The organism is Microbacterium sp. TWP3-1-2b2 (assembly GCF_049896145.1).
Lineage (GTDB): Bacteria > Actinomycetota > Actinomycetes > Actinomycetales > Microbacteriaceae > Microbacterium.
In genome coordinates this window covers 2,644,190-2,669,876 of sequence record NZ_JAFCTS010000001.1, presented here as the reverse complement: position 1 = coordinate 2,669,876, position 25,687 = coordinate 2,644,190, and the positions used below count along the sequence as shown (strand labels likewise).

24 protein-coding genes and 1 tRNA gene are annotated in these 25,687 nt (G+C 66.7%); 10 read left to right on the top strand and 15 right to left on the bottom strand.

The window, feature by feature from the left end:
* Nucleotides 1-32: 32 nt before the first annotated feature.
* From ACP7AR_RS13140 to ACP7AR_RS13115, 6 genes are read right to left on the bottom strand one after another with little or no spacing between them, the layout of a single operon-like run.
* Nucleotides 33-1,778 (bottom strand): serine/threonine protein kinase, encoded by a 1,746-nt coding sequence (locus ACP7AR_RS13140; protein ID WP_426186488.1) that lies wholly within the window; start codon nt 1,776-1,778, stop codon nt 33-35.
* Nucleotides 1,775-3,232: a peptidoglycan D,D-transpeptidase FtsI family protein gene (locus ACP7AR_RS13135; RefSeq protein WP_426186485.1), complete on the bottom strand. Its 1,458-nt coding sequence runs from the start codon at nt 3,230-3,232 to the stop codon at nt 1,775-1,777. Before ACP7AR_RS13135 ends, ACP7AR_RS13140 begins: the two co-directional genes overlap by 4 nt.
* Entirely contained in the window at nt 3,229-4,614 is a 1,386-nt protein-coding gene (locus ACP7AR_RS13130; RefSeq protein WP_426187749.1) for an FtsW/RodA/SpoVE family cell cycle protein, read from the bottom strand. The genes ACP7AR_RS13135 and ACP7AR_RS13130 overlap by 4 nt, the downstream gene beginning before the upstream one ends.
* Entirely contained in the window at nt 4,614-5,942 is a 1,329-nt protein-coding gene (locus tag ACP7AR_RS13125; protein WP_426186482.1) for a PP2C family protein-serine/threonine phosphatase, read from the bottom strand. The genes ACP7AR_RS13130 and ACP7AR_RS13125 overlap by 1 nt, the downstream gene beginning before the upstream one ends.
* Before the next feature lie 7 nt (nt 5,943-5,949).
* Nucleotides 5,950-6,459, bottom strand: a complete 510-nt coding sequence (locus tag ACP7AR_RS13120) for an FHA domain-containing protein FhaB/FipA (protein WP_426186479.1) — start codon at nt 6,457-6,459, stop codon at nt 5,950-5,952.
* Entirely contained in the window at nt 6,456-7,148 is a 693-nt protein-coding gene (locus tag ACP7AR_RS13115) for an FhaA domain-containing protein (protein WP_426186476.1), read from the bottom strand. Before ACP7AR_RS13115 ends, ACP7AR_RS13120 begins: the two co-directional genes overlap by 4 nt.
* Nucleotides 7,149-7,356: 208 nt before the next feature.
* On the opposite strand from ACP7AR_RS13115, the gene ACP7AR_RS13110 reads away from it, so the two are divergent.
* Nucleotides 7,357-7,439, top strand: a tRNA-Leu gene (locus ACP7AR_RS13110).
* A gap of 61 nt (nt 7,440-7,500) precedes the next feature.
* On the opposite strand, the gene ACP7AR_RS13105 is transcribed toward ACP7AR_RS13110, so the two are convergent.
* Genes ACP7AR_RS13105 through ACP7AR_RS13090 form a run of 4 tightly spaced genes read right to left on the bottom strand, consistent with a single transcriptional unit; the run spans nt 7,501 to nt 10,940 of the window.
* Nucleotides 7,501-8,400, bottom strand: coding sequence for a hypothetical protein (locus ACP7AR_RS13105; RefSeq protein WP_426186473.1), 900 nt, complete (start codon nt 8,398-8,400; stop codon nt 7,501-7,503).
* 5 nt (nt 8,401-8,405) lie between these two features.
* Complete coding sequence (locus ACP7AR_RS13100; RefSeq protein WP_426186470.1) at nt 8,406-9,098, bottom strand: aspartate/glutamate racemase family protein; 693 nt, start codon at nt 9,096-9,098, stop codon at nt 8,406-8,408.
* Nucleotides 9,099-9,114: 16 nt separating this feature from the next.
* On the bottom strand, nt 9,115-9,717 hold the full coding sequence (locus ACP7AR_RS13095; RefSeq protein WP_426186467.1) for a response regulator: 603 nt from the start codon (nt 9,715-9,717) through the stop codon (nt 9,115-9,117).
* A complete protein-coding gene (locus ACP7AR_RS13090) occupies nt 9,714-10,940 on the bottom strand; it encodes a sensor histidine kinase (RefSeq protein ID WP_426186464.1) in 1,227 nt (408 codons plus the stop codon). Before ACP7AR_RS13090 ends, ACP7AR_RS13095 begins: the two co-directional genes overlap by 4 nt.
* 157 nt (nt 10,941-11,097) lie before the next feature.
* On the opposite strand from ACP7AR_RS13090, the gene ACP7AR_RS13085 reads away from it, so the two are divergent.
* Complete coding sequence (locus ACP7AR_RS13085; protein WP_426186461.1) at nt 11,098-11,655, top strand: small multidrug efflux protein; 558 nt, start codon at nt 11,098-11,100, stop codon at nt 11,653-11,655.
* A 109-nt stretch (nt 11,656-11,764) separates the two neighbouring features.
* Entirely contained in the window at nt 11,765-13,837 is a 2,073-nt protein-coding gene (locus ACP7AR_RS13080) for an MMPL family transporter (RefSeq protein WP_426186458.1), read from the top strand.
* Here ACP7AR_RS13080 and ACP7AR_RS13075 read toward each other — a convergent pair.
* Together ACP7AR_RS13075 and ACP7AR_RS13070 are read right to left on the bottom strand one after the other, a co-directional pair.
* On the bottom strand, nt 13,809-14,900 hold the full coding sequence (locus tag ACP7AR_RS13075; protein ID WP_426186455.1) for a carboxylate-amine ligase: 1,092 nt from the start codon (nt 14,898-14,900) through the stop codon (nt 13,809-13,811). The genes ACP7AR_RS13080 and ACP7AR_RS13075 overlap by 29 nt on opposite strands.
* Nucleotides 14,901-14,936: 36 nt before the next feature.
* A complete protein-coding gene (locus tag ACP7AR_RS13070) occupies nt 14,937-15,110 on the bottom strand; it encodes a CsbD family protein (RefSeq protein WP_426186452.1) in 174 nt (57 codons plus the stop codon).
* A gap of 745 nt (nt 15,111-15,855) precedes the next feature.
* Here ACP7AR_RS13070 and ACP7AR_RS13065 point away from each other — a divergent pair.
* Nucleotides 15,856-16,062, top strand: coding sequence for a cold-shock protein (locus ACP7AR_RS13065; RefSeq protein WP_033105552.1), 207 nt, complete (start codon nt 15,856-15,858; stop codon nt 16,060-16,062).
* Nucleotides 16,063-16,131: 69 nt separating this feature from the next.
* Here ACP7AR_RS13065 and ACP7AR_RS13060 read toward each other — a convergent pair whose 3' ends face one another.
* From ACP7AR_RS13060 to ACP7AR_RS13050, 3 genes are all read right to left on the bottom strand, one after another.
* Nucleotides 16,132-16,800, bottom strand: a complete 669-nt coding sequence (locus ACP7AR_RS13060; protein WP_426186448.1) for an HAD hydrolase-like protein — start codon at nt 16,798-16,800, stop codon at nt 16,132-16,134.
* Nucleotides 16,801-16,838: 38 nt separating this feature from the next.
* The gene (gene nucS / locus ACP7AR_RS13055) at nt 16,839-17,534 is read right to left on the bottom strand and encodes an endonuclease NucS (RefSeq protein WP_426186445.1); all 696 of its coding nucleotides are present in this window, start codon (nt 17,532-17,534) and stop codon (nt 16,839-16,841) included.
* Nucleotides 17,535-17,635: 101 nt separating this feature from the next.
* Complete coding sequence (locus tag ACP7AR_RS13050) at nt 17,636-18,871, bottom strand: MFS transporter (protein ID WP_426186442.1); 1,236 nt, start codon at nt 18,869-18,871, stop codon at nt 17,636-17,638.
* Between the two features lie 57 nt (nt 18,872-18,928).
* On the opposite strand from ACP7AR_RS13050, the gene ACP7AR_RS13045 reads away from it, so the two are divergent.
* The 6 genes from ACP7AR_RS13045 (at nt 18,929) to ACP7AR_RS13020 (ending at nt 25,679) form a co-directional block, all read left to right on the top strand.
* Nucleotides 18,929-19,993: a LacI family DNA-binding transcriptional regulator gene (locus tag ACP7AR_RS13045; protein WP_426186439.1), complete on the top strand. Its 1,065-nt coding sequence runs from the start codon at nt 18,929-18,931 to the stop codon at nt 19,991-19,993.
* A gap of 168 nt (nt 19,994-20,161) precedes the next feature.
* The gene (locus ACP7AR_RS13040) at nt 20,162-21,331 is read left to right on the top strand and encodes an ROK family protein (protein ID WP_426186436.1); all 1,170 of its coding nucleotides are present in this window, start codon (nt 20,162-20,164) and stop codon (nt 21,329-21,331) included.
* On the top strand, nt 21,328-22,500 hold the full coding sequence (locus ACP7AR_RS13035) for a Gfo/Idh/MocA family protein (RefSeq protein ID WP_426186433.1): 1,173 nt from the start codon (nt 21,328-21,330) through the stop codon (nt 22,498-22,500). The genes ACP7AR_RS13040 and ACP7AR_RS13035 overlap by 4 nt, the downstream gene beginning before the upstream one ends.
* A 53-nt stretch (nt 22,501-22,553) precedes the next feature.
* Nucleotides 22,554-23,849, top strand: coding sequence for an ABC transporter substrate-binding protein (locus ACP7AR_RS13030; RefSeq protein ID WP_426186430.1), 1,296 nt, complete (start codon nt 22,554-22,556; stop codon nt 23,847-23,849).
* Between the two features lie 5 nt (nt 23,850-23,854).
* Entirely contained in the window at nt 23,855-24,808 is a 954-nt protein-coding gene (locus ACP7AR_RS13025; protein WP_426186427.1) for a carbohydrate ABC transporter permease, read from the top strand.
* Nucleotides 24,798-25,679 (top strand): carbohydrate ABC transporter permease, encoded by an 882-nt coding sequence (locus ACP7AR_RS13020; RefSeq protein ID WP_426186424.1) that lies wholly within the window; start codon nt 24,798-24,800, stop codon nt 25,677-25,679. Before ACP7AR_RS13025 ends, ACP7AR_RS13020 begins: the two co-directional genes overlap by 11 nt.
* Nucleotides 25,680-25,687 lie beyond the last annotated feature (8 nt).

Genomic DNA, 25,687 nt, shown 5'->3' with positions numbered 1-25,687 from the left:
TAAGGTTACCCTCAGCTCCCCTGAGATGACTCTCAGCCTTCGACGTCGTCGCCCCCATCACCGGGCAGGATGGATGCCGGCTGGATCGTCTCGGACAGCGGCGGCGATGCCGGCGTGACGCGTTCGTCGCCACTGGCGCACGTCGCCGTATACGTCGCGATCAGCTGCTGACCTTCGGCGTTGGCGACCTTGACATCGGCACTGCGCTGCGTCGGCGGGAAGTTCGGACCCCCCGCGACGAAGGTGCCGTTGGTGAGCTGCACCGTGTACCGGGTGAGGTTCGTGCCACTCGGGCAGACGAAGTCCGTGCCCCACGAGAGCGTCACGGTTCCGTCGGCGACCGGCTCGCCGGTCATCGTGGGAGCCACGGTCGGCGCGGGAAGGGCCGCGCGCTCGCCGTACGTGGTCAGGGTGATCGTCTGATCGACCGCCACGTTTCCGAGCGGCTCGACCTTGTAGACCTTGCCGACCTGATCGTCCGAAGGCGCGGCATCGCCGGTGGGGCAGGTGATGTCCGTGAAGCCGTTGTCCGTCAGTGTCGTGGTCGCTGCGGCGCAGTCCAGCCCGACCAGGTTCAGTGATGCCACATCCACGCGGTCCGGCTCGGGAGGGGGCTCTGGGGTCGGCGTCGTGGGCTCGGGCGTCGGCGTGGTCGGCGCCGAACTGGAGGTCGTGGGATCGGGATCCGGATCGCCCTGGTTCAACAGCGCGAACACCGTCCCGGCCAGCACGATGGCGATGAGCGCGATGAGCGCGATCAGCGGCCACGTCCACGGGCTGCGCTTCTTCTTCTTCTTTCCGTCGGCGTCCGTGTCGGCGCCGTCGGCGGGCAGCTGAGCGGTGGTCGGCAGGATGCGCGTGGTGCCGTCGTCACCGCTGGCGGTCAGGAGGCGGGTGGCGTCATCGCCCGCGACACCGCCGGTGGCGATGGCCGGTACGGCGATCGCTGCCGAGTTCAGGTCGCCGCGGCGCAGCGCCTGAGCAGCACGAGCGACCGTCGCAGAGGACGAAGGCCGGTCGGCCGGCTTCTTCGCGATCATCGCCATCACGAGGTTCTGCACCGGGATCGGCACGGTCGGCGGCAGCGGTGGCGGCTGCTCGTTGATCTGCGCCATCGCGATCGCGACCTGCGATTCACCCGTGAACGGGCGCTTGCCGGCGAGCGATTCGTAGGCGACGATTCCCAGCGAGTACGTGTCGGTCGCAGGCGACGCCGGATGCCCTGAGGCCTGCTCCGGTGACAGGTACTGCACCGTGCCCATGACCTGACCGGTCGCGGTCAGCGGTACCTGATCGGCGATGCGTGCGATGCCGAAGTCAGTGATCTTGACCCGGCCATCCGGGGTGATCAGCAGGTTTCCCGGCTTGATGTCGCGGTGCACGAGACCGGCGGCGTGCGCGGCCTGAAGAGCGGATGCCGTCTGCGCGACGATGTCGAGCGTCTTGTCCGCGCTCAGCGCGCCGTCGCGCTCGAGCATCGTGGAGAGCGCTTCACCCGGTACGAGCTCCATGACGAGGAACGCGCTGCCGTTCTCCTCGCCGTAGTCGAAGACGCTGGCGATGCCCTCGTGGTTGACGAGTGCGGCGTGACGGGCCTCGGCGCGGAAGCGCTCGAGGAAGCCCGGATCCCCCATGTACTCGTCCTTGAGGATCTTGATGGCGACAGTCCGTCCGATGACGTGGTCTGTGGCTTCCCAGACCTCGCCCATGCCACCGATCGCAATTCGCGACTGAAGCTCGTATCGACCACCGAACGACACACCCTGCGTCGGCCTCATCCGTTAAGCACCGCCTCAATGACCTTCTTCGCGATCGGGGCGGCAAGCGTGTCACCGGATCCCGACTGTCCCATTCCGCCGCCGTCTTCGACGACGACCGCCACAGCTACCTGTGGATTGTCCGCCGGTGCAAAACCGGTGAACCACAACGTGTACGGCTCGTCGCCATCGTTCTCGGCCGTCCCCGTCTTACCGGCAACGTCGATGCCGTCTATTCTTGCACCCGTCGCCGCACCGTTTGAGACGCTCGCCGTCATGGCGTCGGTCACGGCGTCTGCAACATCCGGTTCCGTGGCGCGACCGAACTCGCTGTTCTCGTACTGGCGGACCACTGAGAGGTCGTTTCCGATCACGGCATCCACGAGTCGGGGGTTCATCACGACGCCGTCGTTCGCGAGCCCTGCAGAGACCATCGCCATCTGCAGCGGCGTCGCGGTCACCTGACCCTGACCGAATCCGGTGAGCGCCGTCTGTGCGTCGTCGAGGCCGCGCGGGTAACGGGAGGGCGTCGACTCCAGCGGCGTCGAGAAACTCTGGTTGAACCCGAACTTCTCGGACATCTCGAGGATCGTCGCGTCGCCGAGCTCGACCGCGAGTTCCGCCATCGGGATGTTGCAGCTGAGGCGCACAGCGTCGGCGATCGTCACGGTCGCGCCAGGACCGCACGTGCCGCCAGTGGCGTTCGAGACCTGGGAGGAGGAACCCGGAAGCGTGTAACGAGCAGGGTTCGGAAGCTTCGAATCAGGCGACCACTCCCCTGTCGCATAGGCGGCAGCGGCGACGAGGATCTTGAATGTCGAGCCGGGGGGGTTGAGGTTGCCTCCGATGGCGCGGTTCTGCAGGGGGTTGGGTTTCAGAGCGTCGAGTGCGTCGTACGCGGACTCGGCCTGCGCGCCGCTGTGCACGGCGATCGCGTTGGCGTCGTAACCGGGCGTGGAGACCATCGCGAGGATCCGGCCCGTCGTCGGTTCTATGGCGACCACCGCGCCCTGCAGATCCCCCATCGCCTCATAAGCGGCCCGCTGAGCCGCGGCATCCAGAGTCAGCTCGACGCTGAACCCGGACTGCGGCTGACCCGAGACGATCCGCTCGATCTCGGAGAGGAACGCACTCGCACCGGTACCCGAGAGATCGCCGTTCAGTGCGTGCTCGATGCCGGTCGACGACTGCAGCGCGGGATTGAAGAATCCTGTGACGCTCGACCACATCGGAGAGTCGGCGTACACGCGCTGGTAGCGGAACTCGTCCTCACTGGCGACGGAGTACGCGATCTGCACGCCGTCGGCGATGATCGAGCCGCGTTGGATCTCATAGCTGTCGAGCAAGGATCGCGTGTTGCGCTCGGCCTGTCCGAGGCCATCGGCGGCCACGACCTGGATCCAGCTCGTGGCGACGAACAGCGACAGGAACATGAACAGCATCACGATCGTGAGTCTGCGGAGTTCTTTTGTCATCCGATCACCACCCTGGGCTGACGGCGCACGCCGTCGGAGATTCGCAGCAGCAGCGCCACGATGAGCCAGTTCGCGACCAGCGACGACCCGCCGGCGGCCAGGAACGGCGTGGTGAGACCGGTCAGGGGGATGACTCGCGTCACACCGCCGACCATGATGAACACCTGCAGTGCGATCGTGAACGACAGCCCCGTCGCGAGCAGCTTGCCGAAGTCGTCCTGCCCGGCGATGCCGATGCGCACGCCGCGGCTCACGAACACCATGTACAGGGCGAGGATCGCGAACAGCCCGATGAGCCCGAGCTCTTCACCGAGGCTCGGAATGATGTAGTCGCTGTGCGCGAGCGGCGTCACGGTCGGGCGTCCCTGACCGAGGCCGGTGCCGATCAGGCCGCCGTGGGCGAGTCCGAAGATGCCCTGCACGAGCTGATAGCTGCCGCCCTGGGCCTCGATGACTTCGGGGTTGAACGCATCGAGCCAGTTGGTGAAGCGCCCCTGCACGTAGCTGAGGATCTGAGTGGCGACGGCGACTCCCGCCGCGACCATCGCCAGGCCGATGAGCACCCAGCTCGTCTTGCCGGTGGCGACGTAGAGCATCGCGATGAACATGCCGAAGATGAGCATTCCGGTGCCGAGGTCGCGCTGCACCACGATGATGCCGAGCGAGATAAGCCACACCACGATGACCGGACCCAGCTCGCGCATGCGAGGCCACGTGATGCCGAGGAAGACCTTGCCCACCGAAGTGAGGCTCTCGCGGGTGCGCACCAGGTAGCCGGCGAAGAAGATCGCCAGGCAGATCTTGGCCAGCTCACCCGGCTGGAACGCGAAGATCCCGCCGATGGTGACCCAGACATCTGCGTTGGAGCCGGAGGCTCCGAGGCCGGGGATGAACGGCAGCAGCAGCAGCACGATTCCGGCGAGACCGAACAGATACGTGTACCGGAACAGGATGCGGTAGTTGTGCAGGAGGATGACGACCGCGATGGCGCCGGCGAGTGAGATGCCCGTCCACGCCAGCTGCTTGGTCGAGTATGCCGCCCACCCGGTGTTGTGCAGCGCGATGTCGATCCGGTAGATCATCGCGATGCCGAGGCCGGTGAGCAGAGTCGCGATGGGCAGGACGAACGGGTCGGCGTCCGAGGCCACCACGCGCAGCACGAAGTGCAGGGCGAACGCGAGAACGGCGAGCCCGCCGCCGATGAACAGGATGAAGGGGTCGATCAGCCCGAGCGCCCCGAGCTGTACGAGGCACAGGGCTGCACCGCTGATCGCGCATGCGAACAGCAGAAGCCAGAACTCCCGATTTCGCTGCGTCTGCGGCAACCGCATCCGCTTCAATGCCTTGATGACCGCCGTGTCGGCGGTGACGTCGGTGCTCATCATCCTGCACCCCCTCCGTCGGTTCCCTCGGTGGGCGCAGGAATCGGCGTCGGGGTCTGGGTGGGCGGCGGAGTCGGTGCGGGCGTCTCACCTGTGACCGCCTCGGATCCGGCGCGCAGACGATCGACGATCGCCATGGCGTCGGCCAGCGAGCGCGCGTTGATCGTCCGCTCGACGGAGGCACGCTGATACGGCGGCAGATCGGCCAGCAGGATGCCGGTGTCGTCGATCTCGGTGGACAACGAGATCGGGCCGATGCTCTGCTGCACACCCTGGAAGATCACGACGCTGTCGTCGTCGGCGCCGATGAAGTAGCGGGTCTGCGTCCAGTTGTACGCGAGGATCCCCGCACCGGTGAGGGCGAGCAGCACGACGAGCAGCGCGGAGATCCAGCCGATCCGTCGGCGCTTGGCGCGTCGGCGATCCTCCTCGATGAGTTCTTCGAGGTAGTCGGCGGCAGGTTCGAAGTGCGAGGGTTCGTTCGCCGCCTGGCGCACCGGGTGCAGCCAGTTCGTGCGCGCGGGGCGGACGGCGGGGATCAGCACGCCGGACGGGGTGGATGCTGCGCCGACGATCGTCGCCGTCCCGGACGAGATCGGGTGCACGCCGCCGACCTCGACGAGCACGACCGTGACGTTGTCTGGTGCGCCGCCGTCGAGAGCCTGCTTGAGCAGATTGTCTGCGGTGCGTCCCGGCGGGAGCCCCAGCCGCATCGCCCTGAGGATGTGCGGCTCGTCGACGACGCCGGAGAGACCGTCGGAGCAGAGCAGCCAGCGGTCGCCAGGGAGAGTGGGCATGACGAACATGTCCAGCTCGGGGTCGTGGTCCATGTCGCTCAGCACACGCATCAGCACCGAGCGGCGGGGGTGGTAGCGCGCCTCCTCGGGGGTGATGCGGCCGGAGTCGACCAGTCGCTGCACGAACGTGTGGTCGGCGGTGATCTGGGTCAGCTCGTCGTCGCGGTACAGGTAGATGCGCGAATCGCCGATGTGGCCGATGACGGCGTGATCGTCGACCATGATGATCGCGCTGACCGTTGTGCCGAGGCCTGCGAGTTCCGGACGTTCCTTGGCGGCGCGGATGAGATCACCCGCAGCCGTGGTGACGGCTGCCTGCAGCGAAGCCTGTGCTTCGTCGACGTCGGGGAAGGACTGATCCAGTGGTTCGAGCCGCTGGATCGCGATGCTGGAGGCGACATCGCCGCCGGCGTGACCGCCCATGCCGTCGGCGACGGCGAACAGGTTGGCGCCGGAATACCCGGAGTCCTGGTTGTTGGAGCGCACCTTCCCGGTATGGGAGATCGCCGCGCTCGATCCTTCGAAGACCATGCCGGCGTCAGGCTCGCAGCTCGAAGGTCGTGGCGCCGACCTTGACGGCGTCGCCGATGTTGATCGGGACGGGCGCTCCCGAGATGCGCTTCGCGCCGAGGAAGGTGCCGTTGGTGGAGTCGAGGTCCTGGATCGCCCAGGTGTCTCCGCGCAGCAGCAGGCGGGCGTGGTGGCTCGAGGTGTAGTCGTCGCGGATGACGAGGCCCGACTCGCTGGAGCGGCCGATCGTCATCGGCTCAGTGCCCAGGGGAAGCTCGAGTCCTGCCTTGGGGCCGGAGGTGATGACGAGCTTGGTGACGCTGCTGACGCGGGCGGCGCCTCCGGCGCGGGGTGATGGAGCGGCCTTCGGCTTCGCGGCCGGGGCGGCTGCAGGTGCCCCGCCGGCGGCTTCGGCGGGGAGCTTTCGCACCTTCACGCCGAAGAGGTCTGCACGCAGCGAGTACACGACGCCGAACACGAAGAACCACAGCAGCACGAGGAAGCCGATGCGCAGCAGCAGGAGGACCAGTTCACTCATCGGCTCGCTCCCGACGGGCGGTCGGCCGACACAGGGACGACGCGGAAGACCAGGTCGGTGCGACCGATCGTGATGGTGGTGTCGGAGGGCAGCGGCGCTTCGCGCACTTTCTGTCCGTTGACCTTCGTGCCATTCGTGGAGCCGAGGTCGCGCATCATGGCCCGCTCGCCGTCCCAGAGGATCTCGACGTGCTTGCGGCTCGAACCGGCATCCGCGATCGTGATGTCGGCATCGCTGCCTCGTCCGACGACGCTGCGCGCCCTGGTGATCGTGTGACGATGTCCGTCGACGTCGACGACAGCCTGCCAGCTGACGCGCCCCTCGACGGTGCCGGAGTTCACGCGCACTGTACCGGTGGCGACCCTCTCGTCCGATTCGAGGGCGATCGAGACCGGGCCGGAGAAACTGTAGCCCTGTGCCTTGGCGTGCGTGTTCATCAGCGCGTGCAGCTCGTCCGTGAGCGCGCTGCCGAGTCCCTGCATCCGCTCGAGGTCGTCGGCGCTGAGACGCACGACGTAGCTGTTCGGGGTGATGATGCGGTCGCGGCTGACGACCGCGGCCTTGATGTCGGCCTCGCGGCGGAGCGCCGAGGCGATCTCCACCGGCTGGATGCCGCTGCGGAAGGTCTTGGCGAACGCGCCGTTCACGGCGCGCTCAAGACCCTTCTCAAAGCTGTCAAGTAGTCCCACTGGGCTCCTCTGGCATGGCGGCGGTAGCAACATCGTAGCCAGGTGAACTGTATATGCGCCTCCTGAGGGGTCTTGCGGGGTGACCTCGGCTCGAAACAGGACCTTCTTTCGTTGATCTGCAGCGTGGATGCAACGGCTGGCGCGGGTTCGTTGCACGAGAAAGTGCGTGATATCCTCGTGAAGTTGAGTTCTTCGGAACGAGACGCTCGCGCGAGTGGCGGAATGGTAGACGCGCTGGCTTCAGGTGCCAGTGTCCTTACGGGCGTGGGGGTTCAAGTCCCCCCTCGCGCACAGCGAGCGAGAACAGGTCCTCACCAGGTATTCATTGCCGGTGAGGGCCTGTTCTTTTTGTTCACAGCCCCAGCCGCGCGAACGGGATGCCGCGCACAACTCGGCGCCATGGATGCTCACCCAGCGACCACAGCATCCGCTCTTCCGGGTCCAGCGCGAGGTCCTCGCAGCCGATCGGCAGCGGCACGTGACTGCGCTGCAGCCGGGCTCCCTCCCCGTCCCACAATGCGCCCGGCTGCAGGCCGCGTGATTGAGAGATGAAACGTCGGGTACCCCACTGCACGACACCCTGCATGCGGGCGATCTGCGGAGAGTTCTCGTCGACGCGCTCGAAGCGGCCGTCGGCATCGGGCGGGATCGTGAACTCGCCGATGCGCCCGAGCGCGTCGGTGCGGTACTCGCCGATGAGCACGCGAGGCAGAGACGTGCCCTCGGCGTCGAACACGCGGCCCAGGAATGAGCATCGCAACGGCACAGGATGCACGCGCGTGCGTACCGCGGCCAATGCCACCGCACCGAAGATGCGTCGTCGTGATCCGAGCACGCGTCGTGCTGCAGCTCCGCGCAACCGGCGAGAGTCGCTGAGATCGAACTCCCAGATCCCCTGTCCTGTCGCGGCGACGAAGAGGCGGTCGCCGAACCAGGCGAGTCCGCCGGCATGGATCTGGGCGGGGACGAGTTCGCCGTCATCGCCCTCGATCGTGAGGGCGACATCGAGGTGCCGTGAGCGCTCCAGGTCGATGAACGTCACGCGCGACGCGAGATGCTCACCGCTCTTCTCCTTGCGGAACCAGCTCACCGCGAGCGTGCGCCGCCCCTGCCACGTGCCGAAGTCGATGCCCTGCGGGTACCACTTCGTCGTGTACGACCTGGCGGTGAGCCATTTCAACTCGACGACACCGCGCCGACGGTGGCGCATCGGGCGCCACATCGACCCGAAGAGTCCAGAGAGTCCGAACACGGTCGTCAGTTCTCCAGCGCGGCAGCGAGCGCGGCGTCGACGTGGAGCGAGGTCGTGGGATAGACCGGCACGGTGGCATCGCTCGCACTGATGAGCAGCTCGATCTCCGTGCAGCCCAGAATGATGCCCTCTGCACCGCGGTCGACGAGATCCTCCATGACCCGCTGGTAGCGCCGCCGGGATTCCTCGCGGACGACGCCGTGCACGAGTTCGTCGTAGATCACGTCGTGCACCACCCGCCGTCCTTCTGCGTCGGGCACGATCGTGCGGATGCCGTGAGCACCGAGTCGATCGGCGTAGAACGGCCGCTCCATGGTGAAGGCCGTACCCAGCAGTCCGACCGTCTGCATCCCCGACGCACGGATCGCCTCGGCGGTGACGTCGACGATGTGCAGGAAGGGGATGCTGACGGCATCCTGTATCTGTTCTGCCACCAGATGCATCGTGTTGGTGCACAGCACCAGCAACTCCGCTCCGGCACTCTCGAGCGCGAGCGCGCGACCGGCCAGCAGGTTTCCGGCGGCATCCCAGTCATGTCGCGCCTGCATCGCCTCGATCTCCGCGAAGTCGAGCGAATCCAGCAGGATGCGTGCAGAATGGTGCCCGCCCAGACGATCCCTGACGCGCTCGTTGGCCAGGCGGTACCACTGCAGCGATGATTCCCAGCTCATTCCGCCGAGTACCCCGATCGTCTTCACGGCAGCGCCTTTCGCATCAGATCCAGCCACGTTCTTCGGCCAGCAGGACTGCCTGTTGGCGCGTGGTGACGTGGAGTTTGCCGAGCACGGTCGAGACGTGGTTGCGGACCGTCCCTGGCGCCAGTGCGAGCGCCCGTGCGATCTGCCCGGTCGTCTCACCGCGTCGTCCCGCCCGGAGCACGTCGAGTTCTCGATCGGTGAGCGGGCTGCGCTCGTCGCTCAGTGCATCGGCTGCGATCTCCGGATCGACGTAGCGCGCACCGGCCGCGACGCGTCTGATGACCTCGGCGACCTCGTTCGCACCGCGTGATTTGGGCAGGAAACCGGCGACTCCGGATGCCAGCGCTCGCCGCAGCACTCCGGGCCGTGCATGCCGCGTCACGACGACGCAGCGTATCGACGTGACGCGCCGCAGTCGTTCGGCGACCTCGACCCCGTCGAGTCCAGGCATCTCGAGATCGAGCAGACAGATGTCAGGCGTCAGCCGGATGGCCTCCGCGAGAGCCTCCTCTCCGTCGGCGCACTCCGCCACGACGTCGATGTCCTCTTCCAGTCGCAGCAGGGCGGCCAGCGCCGACCGGATCATCGCTTCGTCATCTGCGAGCAGCACTCGGATCATCGTGTTCCTTCCACTTGTGCGCTCACAGTGTTCGGCACGGTCACCACGACCGCGAACTCCTGCTTCCCCCGCCGCAGTTCCACGGCTCCGCCTGCCTCCGCAGCGCGACGGGCGACGCCTTCGAGTCCTGAGCCGTCTTTCGCCGGCGCCCGGTCAGCTGACGCGTCGTTCACGATCTCGTATCGCCACCATTGCCCCGAACGCGTCAATGACAGCCGTGCCCACTTGCCGCCGCCGTGACGCAAGACGTTCGTCGTGGTCTCGCGGATGACGGGGCCGAGAACGGATGCCGGGGCGTGATCCGCTCCGGCATCGAGACTCGCCTCCGCCGACGTTCCGGCCGCCCGCAGCAGATCCACCGCATTGGCGATCTCATCGCTCAGCGGCGCCGAGCGGAACCGCATCGCGAGGTCGCGCGTACCCTGCTGCGCTTCGGCCACGCTTCCTCTCGCTGCGCGAAGCTGTTCGAGCGCAGCATCCGGATCCTTGGTCATGAGGCGTTCGGCGAGCTCGAGCTGAAGGGCGATGACCTGCAGGTGGTGGCCCTGCAGATCGTGCACGTCGGTCGCGACCCGCAGTCGCTCCTGCGTCGCGGCGAGGCGGCTCTCCGAGGCTCGGGCGCGGTCGAGCCGCACGAGCACATCCCACCACCACAGCGATGTGACGGTCATGGCCGGCAGAATCACGGAGAACGAGACGAGTGGACCGAAGCTCGTCGACGTGTCGGCCGGTGCCGTCCTGATGTCGATCACGGCGAGCCCGATGAGCACGACGGTGGCCGCGATCATCACACGCAGGCGCACGCCCGACTGCCAATTGAGGAGCATGAGCGACTGCAACAGCGGAAGTGCGCCGACGATCCACATCCCCGAGACAGTGCCGGCCGTGATGGCGTAGGCGAGCGTGATCAGCAACGGCAGCAGCTGGCGGCGCCACCGCACCAGCGGTGCGGCATCCGTGCGGTGCCGATAATCGACCATCAGCGCGACGGTCGACCCCACCCAGAGCAGCCCGCCGACGGTCACGGCGACGGATGCCGCGGGCGGGCGCTCGACGGACGCCCACACGGCCAATGTGGTTGTGAGCACGATGCCGAGCTCGAAGATCAGCAGCGCCAGGATCGTGTAGTACCAGGTCGCCGTCACGCCCCGGGCGAGGCGCACGGAGCTGCGCTGCGCCGCCGTCGGGGAACCGTCGGAGACGGGGGCGGACGAACTGCTCATATCGTCCACATTACGGCCATGACACATGTCACCCGTATGACGTGCGAACCCCCCGAGAACCGGTGACAGCGCGACACTTCTGCGTACCGGATGAATCCGATGGACTGGAGTCATCGCCGGGGAGATGCCCGGGCAGTCGCAAGGACAGGAACATCCCATGAACCTCATCGAGACCTTCCAGGATCTGGTCGCGCAGGTGCCAGAGATCGTCCAACCGCTCATCGTGGCTCTTGCCGGCGCCGTGCCCTTCATCGAGGGCGAGGGAGCCGCCAGCATCGGCATCATCGGCGGCATCCCCCCGGTGATCGCCGCGATCGCGGGCATGACGGGCAACTTCCTCTGCGTGCTGGTGCTCGTGCTGCTCAGCTCCGGTGCCCGTAATGCCGTGGTCAACCGCAATCAGGAGCGCAAGGCACGTCTGGCCGCAGCGGGCGGGGTCTCCGGCAGCGCGGTGGTCGTCGAGGCCGAAGCCGACGAGGACAGCGGCCGCAGTGCTGCTCGTAAGGCGAAGTTCCGCCGGGCGCTCGACCGTTACGGCGTCCCCGGTGTCAGCCTGCTCGGCCCGCTCCTGCTCCCGACGCAGTTCACCGCGACGATGCTCGCGGCATCCGGCGTCAGCAAGGCGCGCGTCCTGATCTGGCAGGCCGTCGCGATCATCGGATGGACGACGATCCTCTCCGTCTTCGTCGGCAGCGTCGTCCACGCAGTGAGCTGAGCGGGCGGTAGTCGAGCTGGACGCGGCGCCCTGACGGGTGCCGCGTCCAGCTCGCATGATCAACCTTTCGAGCGATGTCGCGATCCGACGCCGCTGATGGGCTTGAGGCATGACAGCTTCTCGCTCGCGCCTTCCCGACCGGCTCACCTCCCGGCGGGGCGCGTGGATGTCCCTCGGTATCGTGCTCCTTGCCTTCGTGGCGCTGTTCGGCCTGTTCACCGGGATCGACGGCCCCACCGCGAACGAGACGGCGCCGGCGGACTCGGAGTCGTCGCGGGTGAGCGCGCTTCTGCAGGAGTTCCCGAATGCGGATGAGCAGGCGGTCCTGGTGGTCGCCTCGCGGGTGGATGCCGCCGACCTCTCCCCCGCGGATCTCGCCGCCTTGGAGGCCATCGTGCCCGTGCTGGATGCGCACACCGGGCTGGATTCCTCGGGGCCGAGCGTGAGCGACGACGGCGCCGCAGCCGTGATCATCGCCCCGATCACGGTCGGTGCCGACAACGCCGAGACGGCGGACGTCATCGAGAACCTGCGTGTGCAGGTGGCCGGCAACACCCCCGCATGGCTCGACCTGCAGGTCACCGGGGGTCCGGCCTTCGGCGCAGATGTCACGAGCGCCTTCGATGGCGCTGACTTCACGCTGCTGCTGGTCACGATCATCATCGTGGCCGTGCTGTTGATCGTCACCTACCGCTCCCCGATCCTGTGGCTGCTCCCCCTCGTGGTCGTCGCCTTCGCCGACCAGCTCGCCGGAAAGGTCACCGGCGCCGTCGGAAGCCTGCTCGACCTGCAGTTCGACTCAGGGATCATCAGCGTCCTCGTCTTCGGCGCTGGCACCAACTACGCCCTTCTGCTCATCTCGCGCTACCGCGAAGAGCTGCTGGTCGACCAGGATCATCGCGCAGCACTCAGCACGGCCTGGCGCAAGACCGTGCCCGCGATCGTCGCCTCGAACATCACGGTCGTTCTCGCACTGCTCACGCTGGCGCTCGCCGTCATCCCTGGCACCCGTGGTCTCGGTGTCACCTCGGCCGTCGGCCTGCTGGTCGCACTCGCCGCAGTGCTCTTCGCTCTTCCTCCCCTGCTGGCGGTGTGCGGACGCAAGGTGTTCTGGCCGTTCGTGCCGAAGCCCGGTGCGAACGCCGAGCACGGCAGGGTGTGGAAGAGCATCGCCACCGCGGTGATGCGCCGCCCCTGGGTGAGTCTCGGTGCCGGTGCGCTCGTGCTGGCGGTGTTGTTCGCCGGTCTGGCGGGAACGACCGTCGGACTGAGTCAGGTCGAGAAGTTCCGCGTGCAGTCCGAATCAGCGGCAGGTCTGGAGGTGCTCGGTGCGCACTTCCCACCGGGTGAGTCGCAGCCGATCCTGATCGTCGCCAACTCGACGGAGACCGACGACGTGCTCGAGAGCATCGACGACCTCGAAGGCGTGGTGCGAGCGCACGCGATCGGCGAGACGGCTGACGGTGCGCTCACGAAGGTCATGGTGACCGGTGAATTCGCACCGGGGACGCCCGAGAGTCTCGCTCTCGTCGCCGAACTCCGTGACAGCGTTCACGACGTGCCGGGAGCGGACGCGCTCGTCGGCGGTGCGGTCGCGACGGATCTGGACGCCAGGGCAGGAAACCAGCAGGATCTGCTTGTCATCGCCCCGCTCGTCCTCGCCGTGAGCCTTGTGGTGCTTCTCGTGCTGCTGCGATCGGTCGTGGCGCCGGTCGTGCTGCTGCTGGTCAACCTCGCGAGTGCCGCGGCGGCGATCGGCGCAGGCTCATGGTTGAGCCGGATGCTGTTCGATCAGCACGCACTCGACCTGCAGGTGCCGCTGCTGGCGTTCCTGTTCCTGGTCGCGCTGGGCATCGACTACACGATATTCCTCGTGCATCGCGCCGGTGCGGAGGCCGAACACCACGGCACCCGAGAGGGCATGGTGCGCGCGGTCTCGCACACGGGTGCTGTCATCACGAGCGCGGGGATCGTGCTTGCGGCGGTCTTCGCTGCGCTCGGCGTGCTGCCGCTGGTCACCTTGGGTCAGTTGGGTCTGATCGTCGGAGTCGGCGTGATCGTCGACACGCTGATCGTTCGCACCGTGATCGTGCCCGCGTTGTTCGGGGTGCTCGGTCATCGCATCTGGTGGCCGCGGCGCACACCTGCCGATCTCACGCGGGCGCCGGCTGCGGGGCGCTGACGAGCGCGCGGAGTCCGGCGATGCCGGCGTGATGGTGCGCGGCACGTTGGCGCTGCGCACCGTTGCCCTCACGGAGGATGCGTGCGAACTGCTCCTGCACGAACGTCAGGTCGCCGTTCTCCTCGAGCGCCGGTGCGATGGTCTGCAGCAGCAGCCGTGTCGCCGATCTGGCTGCGATCGGATCGCCGGAGACGGGGTGCACGAGCGTCGCGTCCATCCCCCATCGCGCCGCCGACCACAGAGAGGTCTGAATGACGTCCGAGTCATGGACGCGCTGATCACGCGCCGGCGTGACCAGCAGCGCTCTGCAGACTGCGGCGAGCAGCAGGGTGTCATCCGTCGAGAGCTGAGCGTCGAACACTCGCAGCTCCACGGTGGGATAGCGGGCGGATATGCGAGCCACCCACGCGACCGATGCCACATCCGGGATGACGTGTGCGTCGATGAGTCGATCCACAGTCGCGTGATAGTGATCCGCATCGAGGAAATGCGGCGGCGAGCCGAACAGAGGAAGGCGCCGCATCATGATGCTCCGCCAACTGGCATGGCCTGTGTCGCGGCCATCAGCGAAGGGCGAGTTGGCGGAGAGGGCGAGGAGCACCGGGAGCCAGGCGCGCGCCGCATTCAAGGCGCGAATCCGCTCGTCGACATCAGGGATCTCGACGTGCACATGGACGCCGTTGACGTGATGAGTGTCGCTGATGAAGCCGAGCCATCGCGCGATCTCTCCGTAGCGGTCGGAGTGGGTCACGGAGCTCGCCGGCCCGATGCCGTACGGGGTGCCCATCCCGACTGCCACGGCGCCGCGTCGCCGTGCGAATTCGGACAGAGCTGACCTGCAGGGTCGCAACTGCTGCTCGGCCTCGGCGAGCGTATGCACCGCCGACGTGGCGAACTCGACCTGAGAGGTCAGGAACTCCGTCTTCAGCGTGCCAGTGCTTCCGGGCGGAAACGTGCCCGTGCCACCGGTCAGCGCGTCGATTGCGTCGCTGCCCAGCGGCACGGGCACGAGCGTCTCCTCGTCGAGGAGGACGAATTCCTCTTCGATCCCGAAACGCGTCATGGCGATGGTTCCGGATGCACGAAGGAAAGGTCCGTCTCAGTGCTCGAAGGCGTCTTTTGCCTTGTCGCCGGCCTGCTTCAGGTCGGCCTTCGCCTGGTCGGTCTTGCCCTCGGCTTCCAGCTTCTCGTTATCGGTGGCCTTGCCGACGCCTTCCTTGACGTGACCGGCAGCGTCTTCTGCGGCGTGCTTCGCCTTGTCTCCAATACCCATTGATCCATTCCTTTCGTCGGGGATCAGGTGATCCGTGTGATCGACTCTCACACCGGCGAGGAGATTCAGCGACGGGGTTGACGAGCGCAGCGACGACGGTTAGGGGTGAGCGCACGGCGTGCACGACCGAGTCGTCTCACGGCTGCTGTCCCGCGGTTTCGGGAGGGATGAGATGCCGGAGATGTACTCCGTGCTGTGCATCCCATCTCTTCCCGAAGCCTGCGATCCACGCGGGATCAGTTCCCCAACCTTCATTGACCTGGTGTCCCGGATCCTCCTGGACGAGGTCGCTCATCTCGCCTAATGTGAAGGTGCATGCGCACGGGGTTTGATCGTCACCGTCTCCCCCAGATGACGGTTCCGGCTTCCCCAGAGCCTGACGATCCGCGCATGCGATTGGGTCCTCTCGAGTAGGTCAGTCCCCAATGGCCTACTCGAGGGGGCCGCTATCGGCTCATCTTCCCACGTTTTTCGAGATTTGTCCCCCAAATGGGGGACAAGATCACGAGTTTGGGGTTAGGGTGTTTTGTGACGCACCCTCCGGTCGTCTTTGGCCCTCACCGCTCCCCCCGCGGTGAGGGCCGCACTCTTTCTCCCGGTCTTCGCCGGTCGAGCCGCTCGCGTGACGCTCGTGCAACATTTGGATTACCTTCTGCTTCGGGCTGTTCCTCTGGTGGGCAGCACGGATATTGTGGGCATCGTCGGGGCACCCTGCGTCGACGACATTCCAGCAGAACGGCAGTACATGAGTACCCAAGGCACGGTCAAGTGGTTCAACTCGGAGAAGGGCTTCGGCTTCATCTCCCCCGATGACGGCGGCGCTGACGTCTTCGCGCACTACTCCGCCATTGAAGCAAGCGGCTACCGCTCACTCGACGAGAACCAGCGCGTCGAGTTCGAGGTTGCACAGGGCCCCAAGGGCCTGCAGGCCGAGAACATCCGCCCCATCTGAGGCGATGACACCGCACTCCCCGCTCCGGCGCACGTCAACAGCGTGTTCCGGCGGGGAGTGTTGTGCTTTCTAGGGCAGCAGCAGAGTCTTCAGCTCTTCGGCATCCGCGGCGCGATAGGCGGCATCGTCACCCTCTGACGGATCGCCGAATCCCCATTCCGTGAAGATCACGGGGATGCCGTGCTCCGCGGCGCCTTCCACGTCGTGGTGGCGATCGCCCACGAGCACCGGCTTCGACGTGTCGACGCCTGCTGCCCGCAGTCGTTCCATAGCCCAGCCGACCACGTCGGACTTGCTGTCGCTGCGCCCGACGGTGCCGCTGCGCGCACCGGAGATCGCGGTGAAGAGATCGAGCAGGTCGTTGTGCTCGAGGATCGAGGTCACCTGGTTCTCGGGCTTCGTGCTCGCGGTCGCCTGAGGAATGCCGGCGGCGGCGACAGCACGGATGACGTCGGGGACCCCGGGATAGATGTCGACGGATGCTGCATAGCCGTCGCGAGCGGCGAGAGTGCGATAGCGGAAGAGAGCATCCTCGGCCTGGGTGGCGCTGAGACCCGCCAGGCTCTGGAACGACTCGTACATCGGCGGGCCGACCCAGCGCGGCAGCGATGCCGGGTCAGGAGCGGGCTGGCCGAAGGATGCGAGCACTTCCATCAGTCGGGGGAAGATGCCAGGGGTCGCATCGGCGATGGTGCCGTCGACATCCCAGAGCACGCAGGAGAAGGGGGAGTGAGGCATTCTTCAAGCCTATGGGCAGTCGCCGCGACGCCCGTGCGTCAGAACAGACGCGGCACTCCGGACTCGATGCCCTTCATGTCGTCGTAGTCGAGCACGAGGCAGCGGATGCCGCGGTCTTCGGCCAGCACGCGGGCCTGGGGCTTGATCTCCTGGGCGGCGAACACGCCCTGCACCGGGGCGAGATGCGGATCGCGCCCGAGGAGCTCGAGGTACCTGGTGAGCTGCTCGACGCCGTCGATGTCACCGCGACGCTTGATCTCCACAGCGATGGCCGCGCCCGCAGCATCCCGCACCATGAGATCGACGGGGCCGATGGCCGTCGGGTACTCCCGTCGTACCAGGGTCGCCCCTTCGCTGATGCGCTCGACCTGCTCGGCGAGCAGGCGCTGAAGATCGGCCTCGACGCCGTCCTTCTGCAGACCGGGGTCGATTCCGAGCTCGTGCGCGGAGTCGTGCAGCACCTCATAGATCTGTACCCGCAGCGCGTCGCCGGTCTTCTTGTGCGTGACGCGCCACACGTCGATGACGCCGGCGCTGGCCTCTTCTTCACCCGGCTCTTCGGTCACGAGGGTGCAGGGCGGGCTCATCCAGTTCAGCGGCTTGTAACTGCCGCCGTCGGAGTGCACGAGCAGACTGCCGTCGCCCTTGTGGACGAGCAGTCGCGTGGCGAGGGGAAGGTGGGCATTGAGCCGGCCGGTGTAGTCCACGGCGCAGCGGGCGATGACGAGACGCACCAGACGAGCCTAACCGCCGATGGAGTCGAGCATCCCCACAACGAAGATCGCACGCAGCGGCCATCGCCAGACCCTGGGAGCGCTGAGCGCCAGAGCCGACTCTAGTTCGCGCTCGTGTCCTGCGTCTTCTCGGCATCCGTCATCGGCCGTGCGGCACCCGAGGCCAGACCGGATGCCGCGACGAGCGCGACGAGAATGAACAGGGTGTTCAGCAGGCCGATGTGCTCGCTGATCAGCCCCAGGATCGGCGGGCCGCCGAGGAACGCGACGTAGCCGATGGTGGCCGCCGCGCTCACTCGTGCCGCGGCCTTCGCCGGGTCATCCGCCGCCGCCGACATGCCGAGCGGGAATCCGAGTGAGGCGCCGACACCCCACAGTGCGGCGCCGACGAACACGAGGAGGAGCGATGGGGCGAGGATGAACAGAAGGATGCCGCCGGTCGCCGCCACCGCGAGGATGCGCAGCACCAGCACGCGCCCGAACTTGTCGACGAGCGGACCGCCGAAGATCCGCACTGTCGTCATCGCCACCGAGAACACGGTCAGTGCCGCCGCGCCCATGGCGGCGCCACCACCGTGGTCCTCGCTCGTGCCGAGTGCCAGCCAGTCGTTGGCACCGCCCTCTGCGAAGGCCATGCCGAGCATCACGACGCCGAGTGCGTAGGTGCGCGGTTCGCGCCACGCCGACATCGCGACGTGCATGCGCTCGCGCCAGTGCGGCTTCTCGCCCGGCGCTGATGGGTCGAGCACCGCATCGCGGTTCGGCACGTTCGCGATGCAGACGAACGCGCTGATGAGGATGAGCACGGCGACGAGGATCGCGTGCGGTGCGACGGCGACGAGCCAGTTGGTCGCCGCCCAGCCGAGGCCTGCACCGATCACGGTGCCGAAGCTGAAGAACGCATGGAACAGCGGCAGGATCGTCTTGCCGGCCTCCTGCTCGATGGCGGTGGCCTCGACGTTCATCATCACGTCGAGGCAGCCGTTGCCGTATCCGAACAGCGCGAGGCCGATGATCACGACGGGGAACGACGCGAGCACGGTCGTGCCGACGCCGACCAGTGCGAGCCCGATCGAGAGCATGATCATCAGCGACAGCATCCCTCGGCGTGCGCCGGTGCGGGCCATGACCGCGGGGCTCGTCGAGATGCCGAGTATCGATGCGATACCCATGCCGAGAAGCAGCAGTCCGATCTGCGCGTTGTCGATGCCGAGAGCGATCTTGATGTCGGGCACACGTGACGCCCAGGTCGCGATGGAGACGCCGCTGGCGAGGAAGATCGCGAAGATCGCGTTGCGCCAGCGCACGTACTGCGAGCGGGTGAGGGCGTAGTCCATGCACAGAGCGTATCGAATCGATTCGATTTGCGGAAATGGTCGGGTTATCCTCGGAGAATGACCTCGTCTCCTGCCCACCGGCGTGCGACGCTCGCGGATGTCGCTCGAGCCGCGGGCGTGTCGACCTCCACCGCATCCGTCGTGTTCAGCGGCAGGACGAAGGTTTCCGACGCCACACGCGACCGCGTGCTCGCCGCAGCCGCCGAGCTCGAGTACGCCGGCCCGGACCCTCGTGCGGCATCGCTCCGGCGTGGACGCAGCGGCATCGTCGCGGTCGTTCTCGAAGGTCACCTCCGCGCAGCGTTCCTCGACCCAGTGACGATCCCGATGATGGACGGGCTCACGGACGGTCTCGCCTCACTCGGCGCGGGAGTGCTGCTGCTGCGTGATGAACCGGGAGAGGGTGAGGTCTCCGCACTGACGACGGCGCCGGTCGATGCCGTCGTGCTCATCGGATGCTCAGGGCGAGCCCGTGCCTCATTGGAGATCGTGCGTGGCAGAGGGCTTCCCGTCGTCGTGATCGAAGGCGACGCGGGGGAGGGGATCCCCCAGATCACTCTCGACAATCGTGAGGCGGCCGCCGAGGTCGCCAGACACGTCAAGGAACTCGGGCACGAGCGGGTCGCCACGGTGACGCTGCCGCTCGACAGCGATCGCGTGCGTGGTCGCGTCACGGAGGAGCGACTGGGGCGCGCCACGATCGACGTCACGCTGGAGCGATTGGCCGGTGCGCGCGATGTCTACCCCGGACTGCTCGCGGTGTCGGCGGGCAGCAGCTCGATCGACGACGGCGTGATGGCAGGTCGTGCGCTGCTCAGCGATCCGGCGGCGCGGCCCACCGCGATTCTCGCCCAGAGCGACCTTCTCGCGGCCGGCGTGATCCGCGCGGCCGAGGATCTCGGGCTTCGGGTGCCGGATGATCTGAGCGTCGCGGGGTTCGACGGGATCAGAGTCGACGGCATCGGTCCGCACATGCTCACCACCATGGTGCAGCCTGCGGTGGAGAAGGGCAGGGCCGCGGGGGAGCAGGTCGCTCGGATGCTGCGCGGCGAACCGGCGGCATCCCTGCATCTCACGTGCCGCTTCCGCGCGGGAACGACGACGGCCGCTCCTGCGGCCTGACGCCGCGCCCAGGCGCCCGAACTCCGGCGTCTCCCCCCTCGGCAGCCTTGCGATGCGGGCCGATCTGCTGCGCCATCGCACTTGTAACACGCGCGTCATTCAGGTTTAATAAGCTGGTTATATAACCTGGTAGCGTTACTCGCGCAGTCACATGAAGGCAGGATGCAGATGAACACACTCGGGCCGGCGAACATCCGCCACGCGAATGCGCTCGCATGCATCGACGTCTTCCGCGCCGTGGATCAGCCGCTGTCGATCAGTGACATCGCGGCGCGCACCGGACTGTCGCGGCCGACGATCGAGTCGGTCATCTCAGGGTTCGAGCTGCGAGGCCTCGTCACCGAGGTCGAAGCAGCCGAGGCCGCCAGCAGCGGGGGACGGCCCGCCCGCCGCTACGCTCTGGAAGCGACCAGTGCTCTGGTCGCCGGAATCGATGCAGGACCACGGAACGTTCGCGTCCTGATCGCCGACCTCCGCGGACACATCATCGCCCGTGCGACCAAGGTCATCGCGGGCGCCCCCGCCTCCGATGAGCGACTGGACATCGTGAGCGCCGTGACGGCCGAGGCGCTCGAGCGCAGCGGCGTCCCTGCGGCGAACCTGCAGGCGGCCTGCATCGCGGTGTCGGGCATCGTCGGCGAATCAGGGCGCCTGATCGACAGCTTCGCCGTCCCGGAGTGGAACGGCGTCTCGATCGCCGAGCACATCGCGGCCGGCTTCGACTGCGCCGCCGTGCTCGAGAACGACATCAAGCTCGCCGCGTACGCCGAGCACCACATGGGCGCAGCTCAGGACGTCGACAACATCCTCTTCATCCAGATCGGCAATCGGATCTCTCTCTCGCAGACCTTCGACGGGCAGATCTTCCAGGGCGCGCACCGCAGCGCCGGCGAGGTCAGCAGCCTTCGCGGCATGCACTGGACGAAGACATCGGTCAAGGGCCAGCTCACGTGGCGCAGCGGCCAGACCGCCGAGCAGGTGTTCGCCAGCGCCGCGACAGGTGACGCGACCGCACTGGACGAGGTGACGGCGTTCATCCAGGAGATCGCGCCCTTGCTCACCACCGTCAGCCTTGTCGTCGACCCGGCCCGCATCGTCGTCGGGGGTGGGCTGTCCCGCGCCGGAGACCTGTTCGTCGACATGCTGCGCGAGGAGATGCACCGGCTGATCGTGCTCGCGAACAAGCCGGAGGTGACGGCCTCTCCGCTCGGTTCCACCGGCACGGCATCGGGTGCCCTCGCGCTGGCCTTCCAGTTCGGGTCCGAATCGCTGTTCGGCATCGCCGATGTCACCGTGCCGACCTTCGTGCTCGATCGCGAGACGACGGAGATCGCATGACTCTGCGAGTCGGGATAGTCGGAGTGGGCTCCAGGGCGTCGATCGGACGGTGGGTGTCCGCCGCGCCGACGGATGCGGTGCTCGTCGCAGCGTCGGACGTTCGTCCCGCAGCGGCCGAACGCGCTCGTGAGCTGTTCGGCGACGAGACGGTCTTCGTCACCGACTATCGGGACTTCGCGGGTCTCTCCCTCGATGCCGCTGTCGTGACGACGCCGGATGACGCCCATGCCGATGTCGCCGAATTCCTGCTGCGTGCGGGGATCGCTGTGTACCTGGAGAAGCCGCTCGCGATCACGGTCGCCGACAGCGACCGCATCCTCGTGGCTGCTCACGAGTCGGGCAGCAAGCTCTACATCGGCCACAACATGCGTCACATGAACGTCGTGCGCACACTCCGCGACATCATCAGCAGCGGCACGATCGGGGAGGTGCGTGCGATCTGGTGCCGGCACTTCGTCGGCAACGGCGGCGACTACTACTTCAAGGACTGGCACGCCGAGCGATCACGCGTCGGCAGTCTTCTCCTGCAGAAGGGCGCGCATGACATCGACGTCATCCACTGGCTGGCCGGCGGCTACACCGAGCAGGTCACGGCGATGGGCGATCTGATGATGTACGGAGATGTCGCCTCCCGCCGTGACAACTCCGACCGCCTCATGGGCGACTGGTTCAGCTACGACAACTGGCCCCCCGAGGAACAGACGGACCTCAACCCGATCATCGATGTCGAGGACATCTCGATGATCCAGATGCGCCTCGACAACGGTGTGCTCGCCTCGTACCAGCAGTGCCATTTCACGCCCGACTACTGGCGCAACTACACCGTCATCGGCACCAGAGGCCGCGCCGAGAACTTCGGCGACGCAGCCGGGGGAGTGGTGCGGGTGTGGAACAGGCGGCACGACTACCAGGAGCGCGGCGACCTCGAGTATCCGATCGTCGGCGACGAGGACGGGCACGGCGACGCCGATCAGCTCACCATGGCCGAGTTCCTTCGATTCGTGCGGGACGGCGGGGCGACCGAGACGTCTCCGATTGCAGCCAGACAAGCCGTCGCGACCGGCATCACCGCCGCCGAGTCGTTGCGGGCGGGGTCGCGGCCACAAGCCATCGCTCCTCTGCCACAGGCCCTGCAGCACTACTTCGACAACCACCAGACGCGGCAGTGACGCACGGTCCTCGCGGATCGTCGATCACCCGCCCCATTGAAAGCGAGTCACCCATGCGGTATCTCCGAACCGGCGTCGGCATAGCGGCCGTCGCTCTCGTCCTGACCGGCTGCTCCTCCGCGGCCTCGACCGAAGGGGCCGAGGTCGACACCTCCATCGACCCGGCCGACGTCACAGGTGAGATCTCTTACGCGATCTGGGACGTGAACCAGCAGCCGGCGATGGAGCAGCTCATCGCCGACTTCAACGAGACCTATCCGAACGTGGACGTCTCGATCGAACTCACCGCCTACGCGCAGTACTTCACCAAGCTGCAGACCCAGGGGTCTTCGGGCACGCTGCCCGATGTGATGTGGATGAACGGGCCGAACTTCCAGCTGTTCGCTTCGAACGACCTGCTCGCCCCGCTCTCGCCGCTGGAAGAGGCGGGGCTCGTCGACACGGCGAACTATCCCGATGCGATGAACGACATCTACACGCTCGACGACACCCAGTACGGCATCCCGAAGGACTTCGACACGATCGCCGTCTTCTACAACAAGGCGATCTTCGAACGTGCCGGAGTGGACGCACCCACCGCCGACTGGACCTGGGACGACTACCGCTCCATCGCGAAGGAGATCACAGACAAGCTCGGCGACGAAGGCATCTTCGGATCGGGCGACAATTACGACAACCAGGCCATGGTCTACCCGTCGATCCTCAGCAACGGCGGCAGCATCCTCAATGAGGACGGCGAATCCGGCTACGACGACCCTGCATCGATCGAAGGCATCCAGTTCTGGACAGACCTCATCGCTGACGGCTCGATGCCGACCCCTGCGCAGAACGCGGACACCTCCGGTCTCCAGCGCTTCCTGAACGGGCAGGCCGCGATGCTCTGGAGCGGCAACTGGCAGGTCTCGGGTCTGCTCGACTCTCCCGTCGCCGATGACGTCACGGTCGTCGAACTCCCCCTCGCCCCGTCGGGCGAGCGCACCACCGTGATCCACGGCATCGGCAACGTGATGAGCGCGAAGGCCGCGGGCGACCCCGCTGCGCAGGCGTTCCTGGCCTATCTCGGATCGGAGGAGGCCGCAGTGACCCAGGCGGAACTCGGTGTCGCGAACCCGGCTTTCACCGGCACGCAGCAGGCGTTCGTCGACTCCGCGCCCGAGTACAACCTCCAGATCTTCCTGGATGCCGCAACCGACTACGCGGTGGCCTACCCGGTCTCGAAGAACACCAGCGCGTGGAACAAGCTCGAAGGCGATCTGCTGCCTGAGGCGTTCTCCGGCGCGCAGCCCGTCGAGGACATCGCTGCAGAGCTCGCCGACGGGATGAACCAGGCGCTCGCCAAGGAGAAGTAAGAGACATGGTCTCGACACTCGAAGGGGCGGGCGTCGTCACGGCGTCCGCCCCCGACGCCCGGCCGCCCGCCCGTGGGCGGATGGCCTCGGCCGACGGCTACTGGCCCGTGCTGTTCATCCTGCCCCTGTTCGCCGGGGTCGCGTTGTTCTACCTCTGGCCGCTCGTCCAGTCGTTCTACTACAGCTTCACCGAGTGGGGCGTCTTCGGCGGCACCACCTGGATCGGCGTCGACAACTACGTCCGACTGCTCCAGGATCCGAGCGTGTTGCGTTCCATCCTCAACACGGTCATCTACACGCTCATCCTCCTGCTGGGCATCCCGATCGCGACGGTGTTCGCCAGCCTGCTCAATCGGCCGGGCCTGCGCTTCGCCATGGTCTATCGGATCTGCTTCTTCCTGCCCTACGTCGCAATGCCCACGGCCATCGCAATGGTGTGGAAGATCATCTACAACCAGGACTACGGCGTCATCAACTCCGCACTCCGCGTCGTCGGCATCGAAGGACCGGCCTGGATCGCCACGGAGTGGTTCGCTCTGATCGCCGTGTCGGTGCTCGGCCTGTGGATGTCGGTCGGGTTCAACATGATCATCCTGGCCGCGGGGCTCAAGGGCATCCCGGCCGAGCTGTACGAGGCATCGGCGCTGGACGGCGCATCGCAGACTAGGCAGTTCTTCTCGATCACGGTTCCGCTGCTGACACCGTCGATCTTCTTCCTCTCGGTGATGACGCTGATCTCCGGGTTCCAGCTCTTCGACCTGCTGTACGCGCTGCTCGGGCCCACCAACCCGGTGATGCCGAAGACGCAGTCGCTCGTGTTCATGTTCTACGACGCCGCCTTCCTCACGAACGAGAAGGGGTACGCATCGGCCATCGCGATGGTCGTGCTGGTGATCATCGCCGCGTTCACCGTCGCGCAGTTCAAACTCCAGCGGAAGTGGGTGCACTATGTCGACTGAGACCCTCGTGACCGGACGGAAGCCGTCCGAACGCCTTCGTCGCCGCCCGGGGATGCGCCAGGGCAACAACAGCGTCGCGCACGTGGTGCTCATCATCGCGGCGCTCGTGATGCTCTTCCCGTTCCTCTGGCAGATCAAGCTGTCGATCTCCACCGAGGCGGAGATCATGGCCGTACCGCCGAACTTCTGGCCGTCGGGGGTGGAGTGGGAGAACTACGTCGAGGTCTTCCAACGACTGCCGTTCCTCAGCCAGTTCTGGGTGTCGGTCGCGGTCACCCTGTTGCGCACCGTCGGCCAGGTGATCTTCTGCGCCATGGCGGGCTACGCGTTCGCGCGGATGCACTTCAGGTTCAAGGGCGTGCTGCTCGGCGTCGTCCTGTCGATCCTGATGGTGCCAGGTCAGGTGTACCTGATCCCGCAGTACCAGATCATCCAGAACCTCGGCCTGCTCGACACCATCTTCGGCATCGCGCTGCCCGGTCTGTTCAGCGCCTTCGGCACTTTCCTCATGGTGCAGTTCTTCCGCACCCTGCCGATGGAACTCGAGCAGGCCGCACGCCTGGACGGCTGCAACAGCTGGCAGATCTTCTGGCGCGTCATGCTGCCCTTGGCGAAGCCAGGGATCGTGTCGCTGGCGATCATCACGATCCTCGCCTCCTGGAACGACCTCCTCTGGCCGCTCGTCGTCGCGAGCTCGCCGGAGAACATGCCGTTGTCGGTGGGACTCGCCACCCTGCAGGGCTATCGGTCCAGCATCCACACCGGTGTGCTCATGGCGGCATCGCTGCTCGCGATGGCGCCCGTGCTCATCTCGTTCATCATCCTGCAACGCCGCGTCGTCGAAGGCATCGCCTTCTCCGGCCTGAAATAGAGAGTCAT